Source organism: Cytobacillus sp. IB215665, assembly GCF_033963835.1.
GTDB lineage: Bacteria > Bacillota > Bacilli > Bacillales > SM2101 > Nanhaiella.
In genome coordinates, this window is record NZ_JAXBME010000001.1 from 358,061 (window position 1) to 374,919 (window position 16,859).

Genomic DNA, 16,859 nt, shown 5'->3' on the forward strand with positions numbered 1-16,859 from the left:
TTCCCTTGATAATATACGACTTCCTTCGTTAAATATGTGTTTTAGTAGGAAGATTACAGGAGGTTTGGTTATGTCATATTGTATACTTTGTCATGAGCCAATTAAACAGGAGGTCAGCTGGCATGACCTGGTTTTTAAAATTGATCAGCAAAAAGTTTGTTCAGCATGTCATGAGAGCTTTGCCTACATTGAAGGTGATGTATGTAAGGTTTGTGGACGACCGTTAGCAGAGCTTGCCAACAAATATAAGCACGGTGATTCATGCTATGATTGCATTCGATGGGAAGAAGATATTCGGTGGCAAGGTGTTTTAATGAAAAATCGTTCTATTTATTTGTATAACGATTTTATGAAGGAGAAGTTGAACTTATTTAAATTCCGTGGTGACTTTATGATCGCACATGCATTTAAACAACCAATACAAGCGTGCTTTAACATGTACTTTAATGAAAACGACTATATTATGCCCATTCCGTTAAGTGAAGAAAGGTTATACGAACGCGGCTTTAATCAAGCTACGGCACTTGCAAGTTTACTAGAGCTCCCCATCCTAAACCCACTTTCTCGAACCCATCATGAAAAACAATCTAAAAAATCAAGAATGGAACGTCTACAATCAACCAATGTTTTTACAATGAATGAGGATCATAGAAATGAGCTTAACAATAAATGTGTGTTACTCATTGACGACATTTATACGACTGGTTCAACTGTACGACACGCTGCAGAGGTGCTTCGACAAGCAGGTGCAAAGTCGGTTTCTTCTCTTACTCTAGTAAGAGGATGAGTAAGAGAGTTTATGATACGAGAAGTTTCACTTTATAATTATGATCGACAAGCGATATAATAAAGTTATCTATTAGAATTCTACTAACCAACTGAAGAGAATGGCTGAAAGGAGAAAGATGCTATGGCTGAGTTAGATAATTGCCCAAAATGTGACAATATATTTGTGAAAAATCAATTTCGTGATGTATGCGACAACTGCTATAAAGAAGAGGAAAAAGCATACCAAGAAGTATATAATTATATCCGCAAAAGGGAAAACAGAACTGCAACTATGGATCAAGTTGTCGTTGCAACAGGGGTAGAGGAAGAGTTAATCATTAAATTTATTAAAAAAGGTCGTTTAAAATTAGCTCAATTTCCTAACCTCGGTTATCAATGTGAGCGCTGTGGAACAACAATTCGCGACGGTAAGATTTGTCCAAACTGTGTGAGAGAATTACAAACTGATTTATTTACTCATAATAAAGAAGAAACACGTAAACAAGAATTGAAAGAAAAAGAAAAAGAAACCATTACTTATTTTTCGGTTAATAAAAATCGTAATAAGTGAAGCTAATCTATCAAATTACAAGAGGCTACATTTATAGTAGCTTTAAGAACTAACATTACGCTGAAGGATCTTACTTCGCTTTATGCCTAGATGCTAGAAAGTGAGTTTGATCCTTTAACTGTGTCTATGGTTGATGCTTTTTGTACTGAGGCATATTAAACGATATTTCGTAGCACTTTTTCTTCAATAAAAAGATGAGAACGGTATAAATCCTCATCTAACAATAGCACGATGTTTACTACAACAATCTTCTTAAGATAATACCTCACAGCATTCATACTATAAAATAAATAATTTTTCGTCACGCTACATTTAACAATCTCCCAAATTAACCGATAATAAAAACAAGATGATACTTCTGCCGCGAGGAAAGTGAGGGATCGGCATGAAAATAAACCAATTCGGGGTATCTGGAATCAACCCGTATAAGCAACAACTGAATAAGCTTGATACAATCAAAAAAAACAACACGATGAAAGATAAATTAGAAATTTCTTCAGCTGCTAAGGAGCTTCAAGAAACGACAGATATTGAAGCTGCTCGTCAAGAAAAGGTTGAGGCAATTAAGCAACAAGTAGACAGTGGAACATATACGATCAATCGTGAAGCTGTTGCAAGAGGAATATACGACTTTTATTCGAAAAAATAGGAGGGGGAGCATTGTCAGTTCAAGCCTTACAATCAACGCTACAAAAAATGTACAAGATCCATAAAAGCTTGTACGATCTAGGCACCAAGAAAACCGATATTGTAAAAAAAGGCGACATTAAAGCCCTCGATACATTATTAAAGGATGAACAAAAACATGTCGCTGCCATTCGTACGCTTGATGAAGAACGGAAAAAACAAGTGTACAAAATGGTCAGCGGTCATACAATTGCAGGAAGTGAGCCGACGGTTACAGATTGCATCGACATCGCAGCTGGTGATGACAAACAGCAATTAATTCACATCCAATCACAGCTTACTCAAATCATAAACGAGCTAAAACAACAAAATGAACTTAATCAACAGCTGTTATATCAATCGTTACAATTTGTAAATATCTCATTAGACATGCTCCTGCCACAGCCAGAAGTATTTAATTATGAAAAGCCAGCAATGTCAGAAGGGCCTCAACCAAGTCGTTCATTGTTTGATTCGAAAGCATAAGCGGTTATTAGCTTATGACCTTTGATGTGTCTGGAGTGAGTCAAAAAATAGATCTTAAATTCTACTTTTCTATGTTTTACAAAGGAGGAAACACAGCATGACTTCAACCTTTCATGGGTTAGAAACCGCCCGCCGCGGTATGGCTACACAGCAGTCAGCATTATATACAGTTGGACATAATATCGCCAATGCCAACACACCTGGCTATACAAGACAACGAGTGAACTTTGTCCAAACAGAGCCATATCCATCAGCAGCGATCAATCGTCCAGATATGCCTGGACAAATTGGAACAGGCGTTGAGACAGGTTCAGTACAACGCATGCGTGATAGCTTTTTGGACGTTCAATTTCGAGGTGAAAATAGTAAGCTAGGTTATTGGGACTCACGCGCACAAGCGCTTGAAAGAATGGAAGGCATTATGAATGAACCATCAGATACAGGTTTGGCAAATGTCATTGATCGTTTTTGGCAATCATGGCAGGATTTAGCGGTAGACCCGTCAAATGCAGGTGCCCGCGAAGTTGTACAGCAGAGGGGTATCGCAGTTGCCGAAACATTCAACTACATATCTGATTCGTTACAGGCTATCCAAAATGATTTGCAAAATGAACTAAGCGTAACAGAAAAAGAAATAAACTCTCTAGCAGATCAAATCAATGATATAAACCGACAAATTGCCGATGTCGAACCGCATGGTTATTTACCAAATGATTTATATGATGAACGTGATCGTTTGCTAGATCAATTATCATCTCTCGTAAATATTAAAGTTACGAATACATCTAGTGGTGGTCAAGCATTAGATATAGCAGAAGGAAAAGTGACGGTACATATTGTTGACAGCACAGGTAATCAAATTGGCACACTTGTGGATGGTAAATTTGATATTGTAAATGAACTATCGGTTAATTACAGTAATGACGGGCTAGTGGAAAGCGTCGATTTAGGTTCACAAAAAGGTATTGCTGTAGAAGACTTCGGCTCCGTCGGTTCGTTTGTTAGTTTGATTGAATCATATGGTTATCAAGATCGTAACGGCACACCTAAAGTTGGTGTGTATCCTGAGATGCTTCAGAAAATTGATGAAATGGCATATCAATTTGCGATGGAAATTAACCGTGTTCACCAATCGGGCTGGAATATTACAGATATTAATGATGGAACTCATAACGGTGTGAATTTCTTTGAAAATCTTACAGGTGTTGAGGGAGCAGCAAGTGCACTTAAAGTAGATGACGTCATTATGGCATCTATTGATAATATTGCAGCAGCAGCTGATAAAAGCGGATTAGTCGTTGAAGGTGGTTTTAGTGGGAATATCGGTGGAACTGCTTATGGTGATATACGATTAGAAATAGCTGTTTCTAATGGGGTGTATAGTTATAGTATATACGACAGTCTAAACAATCCGATAAAAACTAATCAACCGATAGATGATCTTGCAAATGATCTACCTGACCTTTCAATAGATATTTCTCATTTAGACAGTGGTATTGCCAATGGTAGCTGGACATTTAATATTTCAGAAGGGTCTGTTTGGGATTTCGCTTTTTCATCAAATGGCCCTGATAGTCCAAATTTGGGTGATGGAGATAATGCGCTAGCTTTAGCTGAAGTGAAAAATAGATTGATGAATATTGGTGGCGACTCAACGACAATCCAAAACTATTATGAAGGTATCATTGGTGAAATGGCAGTTGATACGCAGGAAGCTGAACGTTTAGCTTATAATAGCTCGGTATTACGAGACTCTGTTGAAACGAACCGGCAATCAGTGAGCGCGGTATCGTTAGATGAAGAAATGACAAATATGATTACATTTCAGCATGCGTACAATGCGTCTGCTCGAATGATTACATTAACAGATGAAATATTAGATAAAGTTATAAACGGTTTAGGAATCGGTGGAAGGTAGGTGTTAAATGATGCGTGTCACACAAGGAATGTTAGCTAACAATTCATTACGTCATCTAAGTAATAGCTATGAAAAGCTTGGCAAGCTGCAAGATCAATTATCAACAGGTAAAAAAATTACTCGACCGTCAGATGATCCTGTTGTAGCGATGAAGGGTATGTATTATCGCACAAATTTAACTGAGGTTGAACAGTATAAGCGTAACTTGTCTGAGGCATATATGTGGATGGATAATTCAGAGGATGCAATTAGTCATGCTAATAATGCCATGCAAAGGGTTCGGGAGCTTGTAGTACAAGGGAATAATGACGCATTAAGTGCAGAGGACAAGGAAGCGATAGCAAATGAAATTGAACAAATTAAAGAGGATATAGTATCTGTAGCAAACACAAAGGTAGCAGGTAAATATATATTTAATGGAACAGCGATCGACAAAGCGCCAGTTCAGAGTGGCTCACCTCCTACAGCTAACCAGCAGACAGATGCTTTTTCTATTGAAGTTTCCCAAGGTGTACAGCTACAAGTGAATGTTGATCCGAGTAATATTTTCGGGCAGGGTTTATTTGATACGCTACAAGCAATTGAAGATAATCTTAACGGTAACCCGTCTGCTGATTTAGATACGCTGCTAGCACAGGTTGATGACCATGTTGATCAAATAAATGCTGAACGTTCATCAATAGGTGCACGGTATAATAGGTTAGAACTAATTGAGGACCGAATTGGTAGTCAAGAGGTCGTAGCGAATCAAATTTTATCTGAGAATGAGGATATAGATTTAGAGCGAGTGATCATTGATTTAACAATACAAGAAACTGTTCACCGAGCAGCATTGGGTGTTGGTGCTGACATTATTCAACCAACATTAATGGACTTTTTACGCTAGTTTATCTTTATTCATTACATGCTATCTTCTTTATGGGAGATAGCTTTTCTAATAGTGATGTATTAAAAGTTTGGAAACAATGACTGTTGAAGATAATCTTACGGGACTTGCTTCCTCCATTTCGAATATGTTTGTTAGGGGTGAGAACATTGCAATTACCACAAATCCGTCTGCAATCAATATCTGCACAAATTGAATTGAAGGCCAACCAACCACAACAACGTATGGAACAACCAAAAGCTGAACTATCAATTCAACAACCGCAAGCGGACGTAAATATAGAAACAATTAAGGGAAAGTTAACGATTGATCAGACACAAGCATGGGAGGATATGGACTTAAAGCACATATCTAAACGAATTGAAGAAGCAGCTAATCTAGGGTATCAAGATTGGCTAGATGGGATTGCTAGAAGGGCACAACAAGGTGACGAGCTTATGAAAATAGAACTCGGTGGTAATCCAATCGCTAAGCAAGCGAAGGAAAATAGCCAAGATCCGATGTATGATTTTAATATTGGTTACATTCCGTCACACTTTAGTGTCAAAACAAACTATGAACCTGCGCAAGTGAAGATAGACGTCCAGGTAAATAAGCCAGTAATAGAAGCGAAGAGAAATAAACCAATTCTCGATTACACACCAGGGGATGTACAAGTAAATTTAGCAAGGTATAATGATTTGCAAATTGATTTTGTGAATTTAAAGCATATTGGTCCCAATTTTGAACTTGAAATATAGCTGTAAAGGAATGAAATGATGAAAATTCAGACAAAATACCATGGAGAAATGACAGTTGAAGAGAGCACTTTTTTTACGTTCAATAACGGATTGCCTGGTTTCATTGATGAAAAAAAGTATATTATTATCCCTTTCTCAGAGGATACACCTTTTTTTATATTACAGTCAGTTTCAACGGCTAATGTAGCATTTGTAATGATAGAACCATTTACTTATTTTAATGAGTATGATTTTCAACTTGACGATCATATTGTTGAGCAATTACAGCTTACTTCTGAAAAAGATGTAGCAGTCTATAATATTATAACTGTTCAGGAGCCATTTGATAAAACAACCATCAACCTGCAAGCACCCATCGTAATCAATGCTAACAAACGTCTCGGCAAACAAATCATCTTAACAAACACACCGTATCATACAAAGCATGCCTTATTTGAGAACAAGGCACAGTCTGTAAAATAAGGAGGGAGCACTGTGCTAGTGTTAACGAGAAGGAAGGACGAAGCCATTCACATAGGAGAGGACATTGAAATCACTGTTCTAGACATTGATGGCGAACAAATAAAACTCGGTATTCAAGCACCAAAGCATGTGGAGATTCACCGTAAAGAAATCTATGTAGCGATACAACAGGCAAATAATAAAGCTACAGAGGCTTCAAAGGATGTATTAAGTCAGTTGAATAAGCAAATGAAACAAAACCTCTAGACGATTGTGTAGGGGTTTTTCTAATAAATTTATTAAGGCTTGAAAATTATTAATCCTTTAAAACTGCATATTTTTAGCATTCATTTATCTACTTTTCAACAAAAAAATATAATATTCCACAAATAAATAATAAAAAAACTAAAAAACTATTAAACAACTCAAAAATAAGTCGATATATAGAATACAAGATAGTTACAAAAGGCGGCCGGCTTTTGTCTATCTGCAAAAAAATCCACAAGGATGTGGACAAACACAACTCAAGGAGGAAATAAAAATGAGAATTAATCACAATATCGCGGCGTTAAACACGTACAACCAATTAAACAGTGCTAACAATGCAAATGCAAAGAATATGGAAAAGTTATCGAGTGGTCTTCGTATTAACCGTGCAGGAGATGATGCAGCTGGTCTTGCAATCTCTGAAAAAATGCGTGGGCAAATTCGTGGATTAGATCAAGCGTCACGTAACTCACTAGATGGTATTTCTATGATTCAAACAGCTGAAGGTGGATTAAGTGAAACAACTGAAATTCTACAACGTATGCGTGAACTAGCTGTTCAAGCAGGAAATGACACAAATACAACTTCTGATCGTGAAGAAATTCAAAAAGAAGTTAACCAATTAACGAGTGAAATCAACCGTATTGGTAACACAATGGAATTTAATACTCAAAAACTATTGAATGCAAGTGCTGGCGATGTAACAGCTGGGACAAATGTTCCAGCTGCAGGAGGGACAGCAACTGGTATAGCTATAACGCTTGGTACTGGTACAAATTTTAGTGGTGGTAACAATTTGACATTTGATGTAACAGTTGGTAGTGGTGTTGCTCAAACAGTAGACCTTACTGCTGATTATGATGGTACTACTCTTGATGGGGATGATTTAGCTACTGCCATTTCGACTGCTATTACTGGGGCTACGGCTACTTGGGATGGGGCTTCAGGACAATTAACAATTACCGCAGATAATGATGCTGATGGCATTCAAATCGATAGCGCTTCTGCTGGCTCTTTGACTTCTATTGGTTTATCACAAGGAACTCATGCTGCAACTCCAGCATCATCAACACCAGATTCATCTAAATTCACATTGCAAATTGGTGCGAATGAAAACCAAACTATGACACTTGAATTTACTGATATGACTGCGGCAGCTCTAGGTATCACTGGTATGGGCACTGGTTTCACAACAGGAACTGACGTTACAAATGGTACTGATGACAACGGAATTGAAAGTGGATTAGATGTTGTTAATGAAGCAGGGAATGCAATTACTGTTATTGAAAATGCACTTACAAAAGTATCTGCAGAACGTTCAAAAATGGGTGCTTACCAAAACCGTTTAGAGCATACAATCAATAACTTAGAAACTTCTTCTGAAAACTTAACAGCAGCAGAATCACGTATCCGTGACGTTGATATGGCTAAAGAAATGATGGAAATGACGAAAAACAACATCCTTTCTCAAGCAGCACAATCTATGCTTGCACAAGCAAATCAACAGCCACAAGGAGTATTACAATTACTTCGTTAAGCTATTTAAAAACCACGCTCGAATTTTTCGAGCGTGGTTTTTTGTATATGTCATGTAATTCAAATATTCTTTATGCCAAGTATAGATTAACAACAAACTAAATAAACATTTTTCCATGATAAAATAAGCCTAGTAATTTTATAATATATAAGAAAAAAGCCTCATAAAATTATCCTCAATAATTAATTTTTCATTTTCTCTCCTCAACAATTTGCAATAATTACCGATAATAAAAGAAAAGTATTGAAAAGGGAGCGAGTTTCATGGAAATTGGAAACATAACGACACAATCTCCATCACCCACATCTTCGACTGGAGTAAAGATGACACAGCTAGAAACTCAGCTAGAAATGAAAACTACAACTGATAATAAAGAGACATTATCAAAAGATAAAATTAATGATGTCATAAAAAGTATTAATGAATTTTTAGAACCTACATACACATCGGTCCAATTTGAGCTACACGAAAAACTTGAGGAGTATTTCGTTGTCGTAATAGATGCTGAAACGAAGGAAGTTGTAAGAGAAATTCCTCCTAAGAAGTTACTCGATATGTATGCAGCAATGACCGAATTTGTTGGCTTAGTTGTGGATAAAAAAATATAAGTGAAGAGGGATATAAATGGTTGATTTACGTATAGGTGGTTTAGCAAGTGGTATGGACATAGATCAAATTGTTAGTGATTTAATGTCAGCAGAAAGAATCCCACTTGATAAGCTGTCACAAAAGAAACAAATCTTAGAATGGCAACGTGACAGCTATCGGGAAATGAATACGTTATTAAAAGAATTAGATACGTTTATTTTTGATGGGATTGATCGACAAAGTAATCTTTTGAAAAAAACGACAACAAGCTCGAATGAAAATATTGTCACAGCCGTTGCAAATGCAGATGCTTCAGATGTGAGTACAGAAATCGAAGTCCTTAATATAGCCAAGTCAGCAACATGGATTTCTAATGAGGCTGCAAACTTTACTGGTGGACAAGCAGTAACATTAACATTAGATGTAACAAATGGTGATGGGACGAAAAGTGAAGGTGTAACAATTGATATTGCAGATACAGATACACTCGATGATGTAATTAGGAAATTAAATGAAAATGAACAGCTTGGTATAAATGTGTTTTATGATTCAGAAACTGAAAAAGTAGTGATGACAAAAGAAGAAACAGGGTCGCAAGCTGGTCTAGAAGTTGTCGATAGTGATACACAACGTTTTTTTGCTCAACTCGGATTTACTGATCCAGATGCAATTAAAACTGATGGAGAAGATGCAGAGTTTATTATTAATGGTTTGCAGACAACTCGTTCAACTAATGAATTTTCTATCAACAACGTTTCTTACACGTTACATAATGAAAGTCCTGGAGAAAAAATAAGAGTTTCTACATCGACAGATGACGATGCAATTGTTGACACTGTTGTACAATTCGTTAATAAATACAATGAAATTATTGAAAAAATAAATAGTACGATCTCTGAAGAAAAATATCGGGACTATCCTCCATTAACAGATGCAGAAAGGGAAGAATTATCTGATGATGAAATCGAAAAGTGGGAAGGTTTAGCGAAAAGTGGTATTTTAAAAGGAGATTCAACATTATCAAGTGTATTAAATCAAATGAGGCTTGACCTCTATTCACCAATATCTGGTAGTGAAACGGGCTTTAGTCAATTAGCAGAAATCGGTATTACTACATCGGCTGACTATACTGAAAATGGAAAACTATTGATTGACGAAGATAAATTACGAGAAAAAATTGCGGAAAACCCTGAAGCTGTGTACGAATTGTTTAATGCTGAGGGAGATAGCTATGAAACCTCTGGTATTGCTAGTAGGCTTCGCGACTCATTAGATAATGCAATGACTCAGATTGTAGAAAAAGCAGGAAGTTCAACAAAGACGAATGACCAGTTCTCGATCGGCAAAAGCCTTGATAATGTTTTAGATGACATTTTAAATTTTGAGAATCGCTTAGAGATGGTCGAAGACCGCTATTGGAGCCAATTTACCGCTATGGAGCTTGCTATTCAAAAAGCAAACGAACAAGCAGCGTATCTGGCAAGTCAATTTGGTTATTAATTATAGTGTCTATGATTTTCTTTCAGAGGTGTCAATATCAAGCTGTGTAATGTTTAGTAACTATGGATAGATGATTGTATTATCTTTTCCAAACAATTTATTTTCAAAAGGAGTATGAAATAAAATGGCAACACAAAACCCTTATCAATCGTATCAGACAAATTCAGTGACAACAGCATCGCCTGGGGAGTTAACATTAATGCTTTATAACGGCTGTTTGAAATTTATCAATCTAGCTCGCAAAGCGATCCAAGAAAATAATATTGAGGAAAAAAATACGAATCTCATAAAATCACAGAACATTATACAAGAATTAATGGTGACGCTTAATATGGATGTCGAAGTGTCGAAAAATATGATGTCGATGTACGATTATATTAACCGTCGTTTAATTGATGTAAATATAAATAATGATTTAGATGCTCTTGCTGAAGTGGAAGCTCATGTTGCAGAGTTTCGTGATACGTGGAAGCAGGTTATTCAAATCAACCGTCAAAAACAATTTGCACAAGGCGGGCAAGCGTAGTGAGTGTCATTAAAGAGCTATATCAAGTAACGAAACAATTATTCGAGCTGCTTCAAACGGACATTAATAAAAGTGACCGTGATGAACAAATCGAGCGCATTCAACACCTTTTAACTGAACGTACGCAGTTTATTGAGAAGTTGGCGCCTCCATATTCAACGGGGGAAAAGCGTGTAGGCGCAGAAATTGTGACTTTAAACAAACAAATAGATGCTAAGCTTCTTGCTATGAAAGATGAAATTAAGCTCGATATTGCAGGATTAAAGAAGAAGAAGCAATCGCAAAAGAAATACATCAATCCTTATAATACGCGCACGGTAGATGGTGTATTTTATGACAAACGGAAATAGGTGAGTATATGGTGAAATTAGACGCACCACAATATGAAATTGTAAAGAAATATACTGAATTGCTAGATACGATTGAAGAAGGGCTTGACTATGTTAAGGGGAGTTTTGACAACCTTGAACGTACCGAAGGAGATAGAGTATTAGCTGACATATTTACTGCTTTTTCTAAAATCAATGATACGAATCAGCAGCTATTAGATATTTTTTCTCGAAATGAGATTGTTCGAAATCAAGTTAATCAGTTCCCAGGAGTCATTGCTGAGTGTGTGAAGCTGGAACAACATTTCTCGAACCAAACGGAAAAGCAAGCTATTATTAGTAAAAACATTATTCCAGCCTTTCTTGCATGGAAGGAACCAATTCAGCATACATTTTCAAGTTATATTCAACAATAGTACAATGCTCCTATACAAATGTATGGGAGTGTTTTTGTTTTTTAACATTTTCCATCAGGTACACTCTTTTGGAAACATATAAAAAATATAATTGTGTAATTTAAGGTTGTTTTCGGATTGATTGGTGCTTTTTGATCTAAGCAAGTATATTTTATCGTTCATAGCACCTTTGCTATTTTTACAATTAATGAGTACTCATAAAACATGCCAAACTGTCCATTTGCAGTAAAAAAAACCACAAAGTTTACGAAAAGAACCTTTAAATTTCGCAAAAAGGAATTTCCTCTCACATATCATTTTTCCTTACTGCATAACAATAAATACACATCAATTTTAACAATATATCGGTTATGTAAATAATGAAAATCGTCACAATTTATTCACAGTTAATTTCACGTTTAAGAAGGAATTGTTAAGGGTATTGTAGAAATGTATATACATAGCTTAAGAAAACCGCTTAGCGGATTTCTAGAGATAAGAAATGGAAATGTGGCTTTAATGTTTTAAGCATTTTCACCCATCTTAACTCGAATAAGTTATAAGTTTCAAGAAAAATGAGGATAAGAAGAATGGGGAAAGGAAAGTCACACTAAGTGCCGAATGAGTGGATTAGATCTTGTACAAGTTCATTATTCCCAGACTTATTTGAACATCCTTTCAAAATGGAGTTCAAAAAGGAGGAAAAAAGGACGAAAAAGATCAAGGCTGTGTAGCTTTGAGTACCAGAGTGTACGTTTGAAGAGTACATGAGGAACGGAAAAGCAAACCAACGCAGATATTCACTGTCATTTTTCCCGGACTTTTTTGAACATCCTCAAGTTAACTAAAGGAGGAGTTCGTGTATGATTTACAACATTCGTGGTGAAAACATTGAAGTAACTCCAGCATTGCGTGAGTATGTTGAGAAAAAGATTGGTAAATTAGAAAGGTATTTCGATGATTCTTCAGATGCCACAGTCCATGTTAATTTAAAAGTTCATAGTGATAAGCATTCTAAAATAGAAGTAACGATTCCAATGTCTCAGCTATTGTTAAGAGCAGAGGAAAATCATGAAGATATGTATGCAGCGATTGACCTTGTTCTTGATAAACTTGAGCGTCAAATTCGCAAACACAAAACAAAGGTGAACCGTAAGTTCCGAGATACTGGAACTCCTAAATATATGTTTACAAATGAGCCTGTAGCGATTCCTGATGAAGAAGAGGATGACTTAAAGCTTGTCCGTACTAAGCGCTTTAACTTAAAGCCGATGGACAGTGAAGAAGCAATTCTGCAAATGAATATGCTCGGTCATAATTTCTACGTATTTACTAACTCAGAAACGAACCGTACAAATGTCGTTTATTTAAGAAAAGATGGCAAATACGGTTTGATTGAACCGAATTAATAATAATGATTAGAAAACGTTAGGTTGCTTAGAACCTAACGTTTTTTGATGTTAAATATGCTGTAGGATGTTTTTGGTAGTTTATTGACCAATATCTCATTGTTCTTTTATCGAATGTTACTTTTTCAATATGATATAATAAAACATGTCTACAAACCTCATTTGTAGTCAATGGAAGGCTAGTTCGAGGATTATCTTTGATAATGAATGGAGGTGAATATGATGGAGAAGCTGTTACTAGAATTTATGAGCGAAATGCGCGAATTTAGAACAGAGGTAAATGGACGATTCACAAAGCTAGAACATGAAATGAACGACCGCTTTACAAAAGTAGATGAACGTTTTACTCAAGTGGACAAACGCTTCACAAAGCTAGAAGGTGAAATGGACAAGCGCTTTACAAAAGTAGATGAACGTTTTACCCAAGTGGATCAACGCTTCACGAAACTAGAAGTTGAAATGGCCGAGCGCTTTACAAAAGTAGATGAACGTTTTACTCAAGTGGACAAAAGCTTCACAAAGCTAGAACATGAAATGAACGAGCGCTTTACACAAGTAGATAACCGTTTTACTACAGTAGATATGCGACTATCAAAAATTGAAAACGATGTAACGGTAATTAAGGAAGCTGTTGTAAATAACCTTTCTGAGTCAAGGAGTCATTTCAAACATATCGAACAATCTCTTCAGCAACATCACTCCATGTTCCAGTTAATGACTGATGAAATTAATAAAAAGTACCGCTATTAATATGTACTACTTCATTCAAAAACATTAAAGTAACAACAAAGTTGTTAAGACCCAAATCTCTAGCTCACTTCAAGAAACACTTTTTTTCACATACACACCTCCAATTGTTAGCAATTGAACAGCTTTGGAAGTCTACAGCCTAATATGAAGGATTTACAATAAAGAAACGATGTGGTTGTCACATACCCTTCTTTTAACAATACTTTTCGTAAACTACGTGAGTTATTAAAAAAATACTCTTATATGAATGATCTAACTCTTTTTCATACATGGTTTGTTAAGGTTTTTGAATCAAATATAAAATATTCATATGATTCTGCCTTCTTATGCTCCCACATTCCTCCAAAATGTTGTTCACTTTGTCTCAAAATGTTAATATTAGAAATAGGATTTCTATAAGGGAAAAAAACTTAGTATATACATTATTATATATCCAGTGTGTGTATATGTCGTATTGGGTGTAACTTATATGAAAATAGAGGAGCGTTTTGAATGCTTGGAATGATAAAGAAAGTATTTGATGGTAATAAACGTCAAATTACTAAATTAGAAAAGCTTGCAGCACAAATTGACTCATTAAGTGCAGATATGGCGAACTTAACGGATGAGCAGCTACAATCAAAAACAGCAGAATTCAAAGGTCGTTATGATAAAGGGGAAAAGCTTGATGACATGCTTGTTGAAGCCTTTGCGGTTGTTCGTGAAGCAGCAAAGCGTGTGTTAGGCTTATATCCATACAAGGTACAATTAATGGGGGGTGTTTCCCTTCATGATGGTAATATCTCTGAGATGAAAACAGGAGAAGGTAAAACATTAACAGCGACAATGCCAGTATACTTAAATGCGTTAACAGGTAAAGGTGTGCACGTTGTAACTGTCAATGAATACTTGGCAAGTCGTGATGCTCATGAGATGGGTCAGTTATATGAATTTTTAGGATTAACAGTCGGTCTGAACTTAAACGGTATGTCTCGTGAGGAAAAAATTGAGGCGTATGCTGCTGATATTACATATGCAACGAACAATGAGCTAGGCTTTGATTATTTACGTGATAATATGGTGCTTTACAAAGAACAGATGGTTCAGCGACCGCTATATTATGCGGTTATTGATGAGGTTGACTCAATTCTTATTGATGAAGCAAGAACACCTTTAATTATATCTGGTTCAGCACAAAAGTCAGCACAATTATATGTACAAGCTAATGCGTTCGTTCGTACGCTAAATAAAGAATCAGATTTCATTTTCGATGAAAAATCAAAAAGTGTTCAGCTTACTGAAGAAGGCATGAACAAGGCTGAACGTGCTTTCGGGATTGATAATCTATTTGATATTACACATGTTTCATTAAATCATCATATAAATCAAGCGTTAAAAGCGCATGCTAGTATGCATAAAGACATTGATTATGTTGTTCAAGATGGCGAAGTTGTGATCGTTGATCCTTTTACAGGACGTTTGATGAAAGGCCGTCGATATAGTGAAGGCTTACATCAAGCAATTGAAGCAAAAGAAGGACTTGATATTCAAAATGAAAGCATGACACTGGCAACAGTAACGTTCCAAAACTATTTCCGTATGTATGAAAAGCTTTCTGGTATGACTGGTACGGCAAAAACAGAAGAAGAAGAGTTTAGAAATATATATAATATGCACGTTGTTGGGATTCCAACGAATAAGCCGATCGTGCGTGATGATCGTGCAGATCTTATATATAAAACGATCGAAGGGAAGTTTCGAGCAGTTGTTGAAGATATTGCTGAACGTCATCAAAAAGGGCAGCCAGTACTTGTCGGAACAGTGGCTATTGAAACCTCTGAAATTATCTCTAAGTTTTTGAAGAAAAAAGGTATTCCTCATCACATCTTAAATGCGAAAAATCATGGGAAAGAAGCACAGATTATCGAAGAAGCTGGTCAACCTGGTGCGGTTACGATTGCAACGAACATGGCTGGACGTGGTACGGATATTAAGCTTGGTGAAGGCGTGAAGGAAGCAGGAGGACTTTCGGTAATTGGTACAGAACGACATGAAAGTCGCCGAATAGACAATCAATTACGCGGTCGTTCCGGTCGTCAAGGAGATCCAGGTGTGACACAATTTTATTTATCTATGGAAGATGAACTCATGCGTCGCTTCGGATCAGACAATATGAAAGCGATGATGGAGCGACTCGGCATGGATGATACACAGCCTATTCAAAGTAAAATGGTTTCAAGAGCTGTTGAATCTGCTCAAAAACGTGTTGAAGGAAATAACTTTGACGCTCGGAAACAGCTTTTACAATATGATGACGTATTACGTCAGCAACGTGAAATTATATATAAACAGCGATCTGACGTCCTTTCATCAGAGAATCTACGTGATATCGTTGAAGGTATGATTAAGTCAACGATTGAACGATCTGTTGATTTGCATACACCGAAGGAAGAGCTTCCAGAAGAATGGAATCTTAAAGGCATCATTGATTATACAAATGCAACAATGCTTGCTGAAGGTGATGTCACACTTGACCAAATTAAAGGTCAGGAGCCTGAAGAAATTAGTGAGCTTATCTTTGCAAAAGTAAAAGAACGCTATGATGAAAAAGAACAGCAATTAGAGACAGAGCAGATGCGTGAGTTTGAAAAAGTTATCGTTCTGCGTGCAGTTGATAGTAAATGGATGGATCATATTGATGCGATGGATCACCTACGTCAAGGTATTCATCTTCGAGCTTATGGCCAGATTGATCCATTGCGTGAGTATCAAATGGAAGGATTTTCAATGTTTGAAAATATGGTGGCTTCCGTTGAAGAGGACGTTGCGAAGTATGTGATGAAGGCGCAAATTAGAAATAACCTTCAACGTCAAGAAGTCGCAAAGGGACAGGCGGTTAATCCAAAGCAAGACGGAGAAAAGCAAAAGCGCAAACCAGTTAAAAAAGCAGTTTCGATAGGCCGAAATGACCCATGTTATTGCGGAAGTGGGAAGAAATTCAAACAGTGCCACGGCAAATAACAGGGATCTGACCCCCGACCGAGGCATTAAAGTGATAAAATGTATTTTTCTTTACTGTGAACAAAGGTGAGTTGGCAGTGGA

General features: G+C 36.5%; 19 protein-coding genes. 18 read left to right on the top strand and 1 reads right to left on the bottom strand.

What is annotated here, in order from left to right; genetic code table 11:
• Nucleotides 1–70 precede the first annotated feature (70 nt).
• Both SLH52_RS01450 and SLH52_RS01455 read left to right on the top strand, forming a co-directional pair.
• On the top strand, nt 71–787 hold the full coding sequence (locus SLH52_RS01450; RefSeq protein WP_320207527.1) for a ComF family protein: 717 nt from the start codon (nt 71–73) through the stop codon (nt 785–787).
• Nucleotides 788–910: 123 nt separating this feature from the next.
• On the top strand, nt 911–1,339 hold the full coding sequence (locus tag SLH52_RS01455) for a TIGR03826 family flagellar region protein (protein ID WP_320207528.1): 429 nt from the start codon (nt 911–913) through the stop codon (nt 1,337–1,339).
• Between the two features lie 155 nt (nt 1,340–1,494).
• Here SLH52_RS01455 and SLH52_RS01460 read toward each other — a convergent pair whose 3' ends face one another.
• On the bottom strand, nt 1,495–1,644 hold the full coding sequence (locus SLH52_RS01460) for a hypothetical protein (protein WP_320207529.1): 150 nt from the start codon (nt 1,642–1,644) through the stop codon (nt 1,495–1,497).
• Between the two features lie 80 nt (nt 1,645–1,724).
• Here SLH52_RS01460 and flgM point away from each other — a divergent pair, with 80 nt between their 5' ends.
• The 16 genes from flgM to secA all read left to right on the top strand — a co-directional run bounded on the left by flgM (nt 1,725) and on the right by secA (nt 16,777).
• On the top strand, nt 1,725–1,988 hold the full coding sequence (gene flgM, locus SLH52_RS01465) for a flagellar biosynthesis anti-sigma factor FlgM (RefSeq protein WP_320207530.1): 264 nt from the start codon (nt 1,725–1,727) through the stop codon (nt 1,986–1,988).
• An 11-nt stretch (nt 1,989–1,999) separates the two neighbouring features.
• Nucleotides 2,000–2,491 (top strand): flagellar protein FlgN, encoded by a 492-nt coding sequence (locus SLH52_RS01470; RefSeq protein WP_320207531.1) that lies wholly within the window; start codon nt 2,000–2,002, stop codon nt 2,489–2,491.
• A gap of 97 nt (nt 2,492–2,588) precedes the next feature.
• Nucleotides 2,589–4,409, top strand: a complete 1,821-nt coding sequence (flgK, locus tag SLH52_RS01475; protein WP_320207532.1) for a flagellar hook-associated protein FlgK — start codon at nt 2,589–2,591, stop codon at nt 4,407–4,409.
• Between the two features lie 10 nt (nt 4,410–4,419).
• Nucleotides 4,420–5,295: a flagellar hook-associated protein FlgL gene (gene flgL, locus SLH52_RS01480; RefSeq protein WP_320207645.1), complete on the top strand. Its 876-nt coding sequence runs from the start codon at nt 4,420–4,422 to the stop codon at nt 5,293–5,295.
• A 140-nt stretch (nt 5,296–5,435) separates the two neighbouring features.
• Nucleotides 5,436–6,035: a DUF6470 family protein gene (locus SLH52_RS01485; protein WP_320207646.1), complete on the top strand. Its 600-nt coding sequence runs from the start codon at nt 5,436–5,438 to the stop codon at nt 6,033–6,035.
• A gap of 18 nt (nt 6,036–6,053) precedes the next feature.
• The gene (fliW, locus tag SLH52_RS01490; RefSeq protein ID WP_320207533.1) at nt 6,054–6,497 is read left to right on the top strand and encodes a flagellar assembly protein FliW; all 444 of its coding nucleotides are present in this window, start codon (nt 6,054–6,056) and stop codon (nt 6,495–6,497) included.
• 12 nt (nt 6,498–6,509) lie between these two features.
• Entirely contained in the window at nt 6,510–6,743 is a 234-nt protein-coding gene (gene csrA / locus SLH52_RS01495; protein ID WP_320207534.1) for a carbon storage regulator CsrA, read from the top strand.
• Nucleotides 6,744–7,017: 274 nt separating this feature from the next.
• Nucleotides 7,018–8,280, top strand: a complete 1,263-nt coding sequence (locus SLH52_RS01500; RefSeq protein WP_320207535.1) for a flagellin — start codon at nt 7,018–7,020, stop codon at nt 8,278–8,280.
• Nucleotides 8,281–8,543: 263 nt separating this feature from the next.
• Nucleotides 8,544–8,888 carry a flagellar protein FlaG gene (flaG, locus tag SLH52_RS01505; protein ID WP_320207536.1) on the top strand — a complete coding sequence of 115 codons (345 nt, stop codon included), beginning with the start codon at nt 8,544–8,546 and terminating at the stop codon, nt 8,886–8,888.
• A 16-nt stretch (nt 8,889–8,904) separates the two neighbouring features.
• Nucleotides 8,905–10,368, top strand: a complete 1,464-nt coding sequence (locus SLH52_RS01510) for a flagellar hook-associated protein 2 (RefSeq protein ID WP_320207537.1) — start codon at nt 8,905–8,907, stop codon at nt 10,366–10,368.
• A gap of 124 nt (nt 10,369–10,492) precedes the next feature.
• Nucleotides 10,493–10,894 (top strand): flagellar export chaperone FliS, encoded by a 402-nt coding sequence (fliS, locus tag SLH52_RS01515; protein WP_320207538.1) that lies wholly within the window; start codon nt 10,493–10,495, stop codon nt 10,892–10,894.
• Entirely contained in the window at nt 10,894–11,244 is a 351-nt protein-coding gene (locus tag SLH52_RS01520) for a flagellar protein FliT (RefSeq protein ID WP_320207539.1), read from the top strand. The genes fliS and SLH52_RS01520 overlap by 1 nt, the downstream gene beginning before the upstream one ends.
• 8 nt (nt 11,245–11,252) lie before the next feature.
• Complete coding sequence (locus SLH52_RS01525) at nt 11,253–11,639, top strand: hypothetical protein (protein WP_320207540.1); 387 nt, start codon at nt 11,253–11,255, stop codon at nt 11,637–11,639.
• 842 nt (nt 11,640–12,481) lie between these two features.
• Nucleotides 12,482–13,027, top strand: a complete 546-nt coding sequence (gene hpf / locus SLH52_RS01530; protein WP_214484304.1) for a ribosome hibernation-promoting factor, HPF/YfiA family — start codon at nt 12,482–12,484, stop codon at nt 13,025–13,027.
• A 222-nt stretch (nt 13,028–13,249) separates the two neighbouring features.
• Nucleotides 13,250–13,777: a hypothetical protein gene (locus SLH52_RS01535; RefSeq protein WP_320207541.1), complete on the top strand. Its 528-nt coding sequence runs from the start codon at nt 13,250–13,252 to the stop codon at nt 13,775–13,777.
• Nucleotides 13,778–14,269: 492 nt separating this feature from the next.
• Entirely contained in the window at nt 14,270–16,777 is a 2,508-nt protein-coding gene (gene secA / locus SLH52_RS01540; RefSeq protein WP_320207542.1) for a preprotein translocase subunit SecA, read from the top strand.
• The last annotated feature ends 82 nt before the right edge of the window (nt 16,778–16,859 follow it).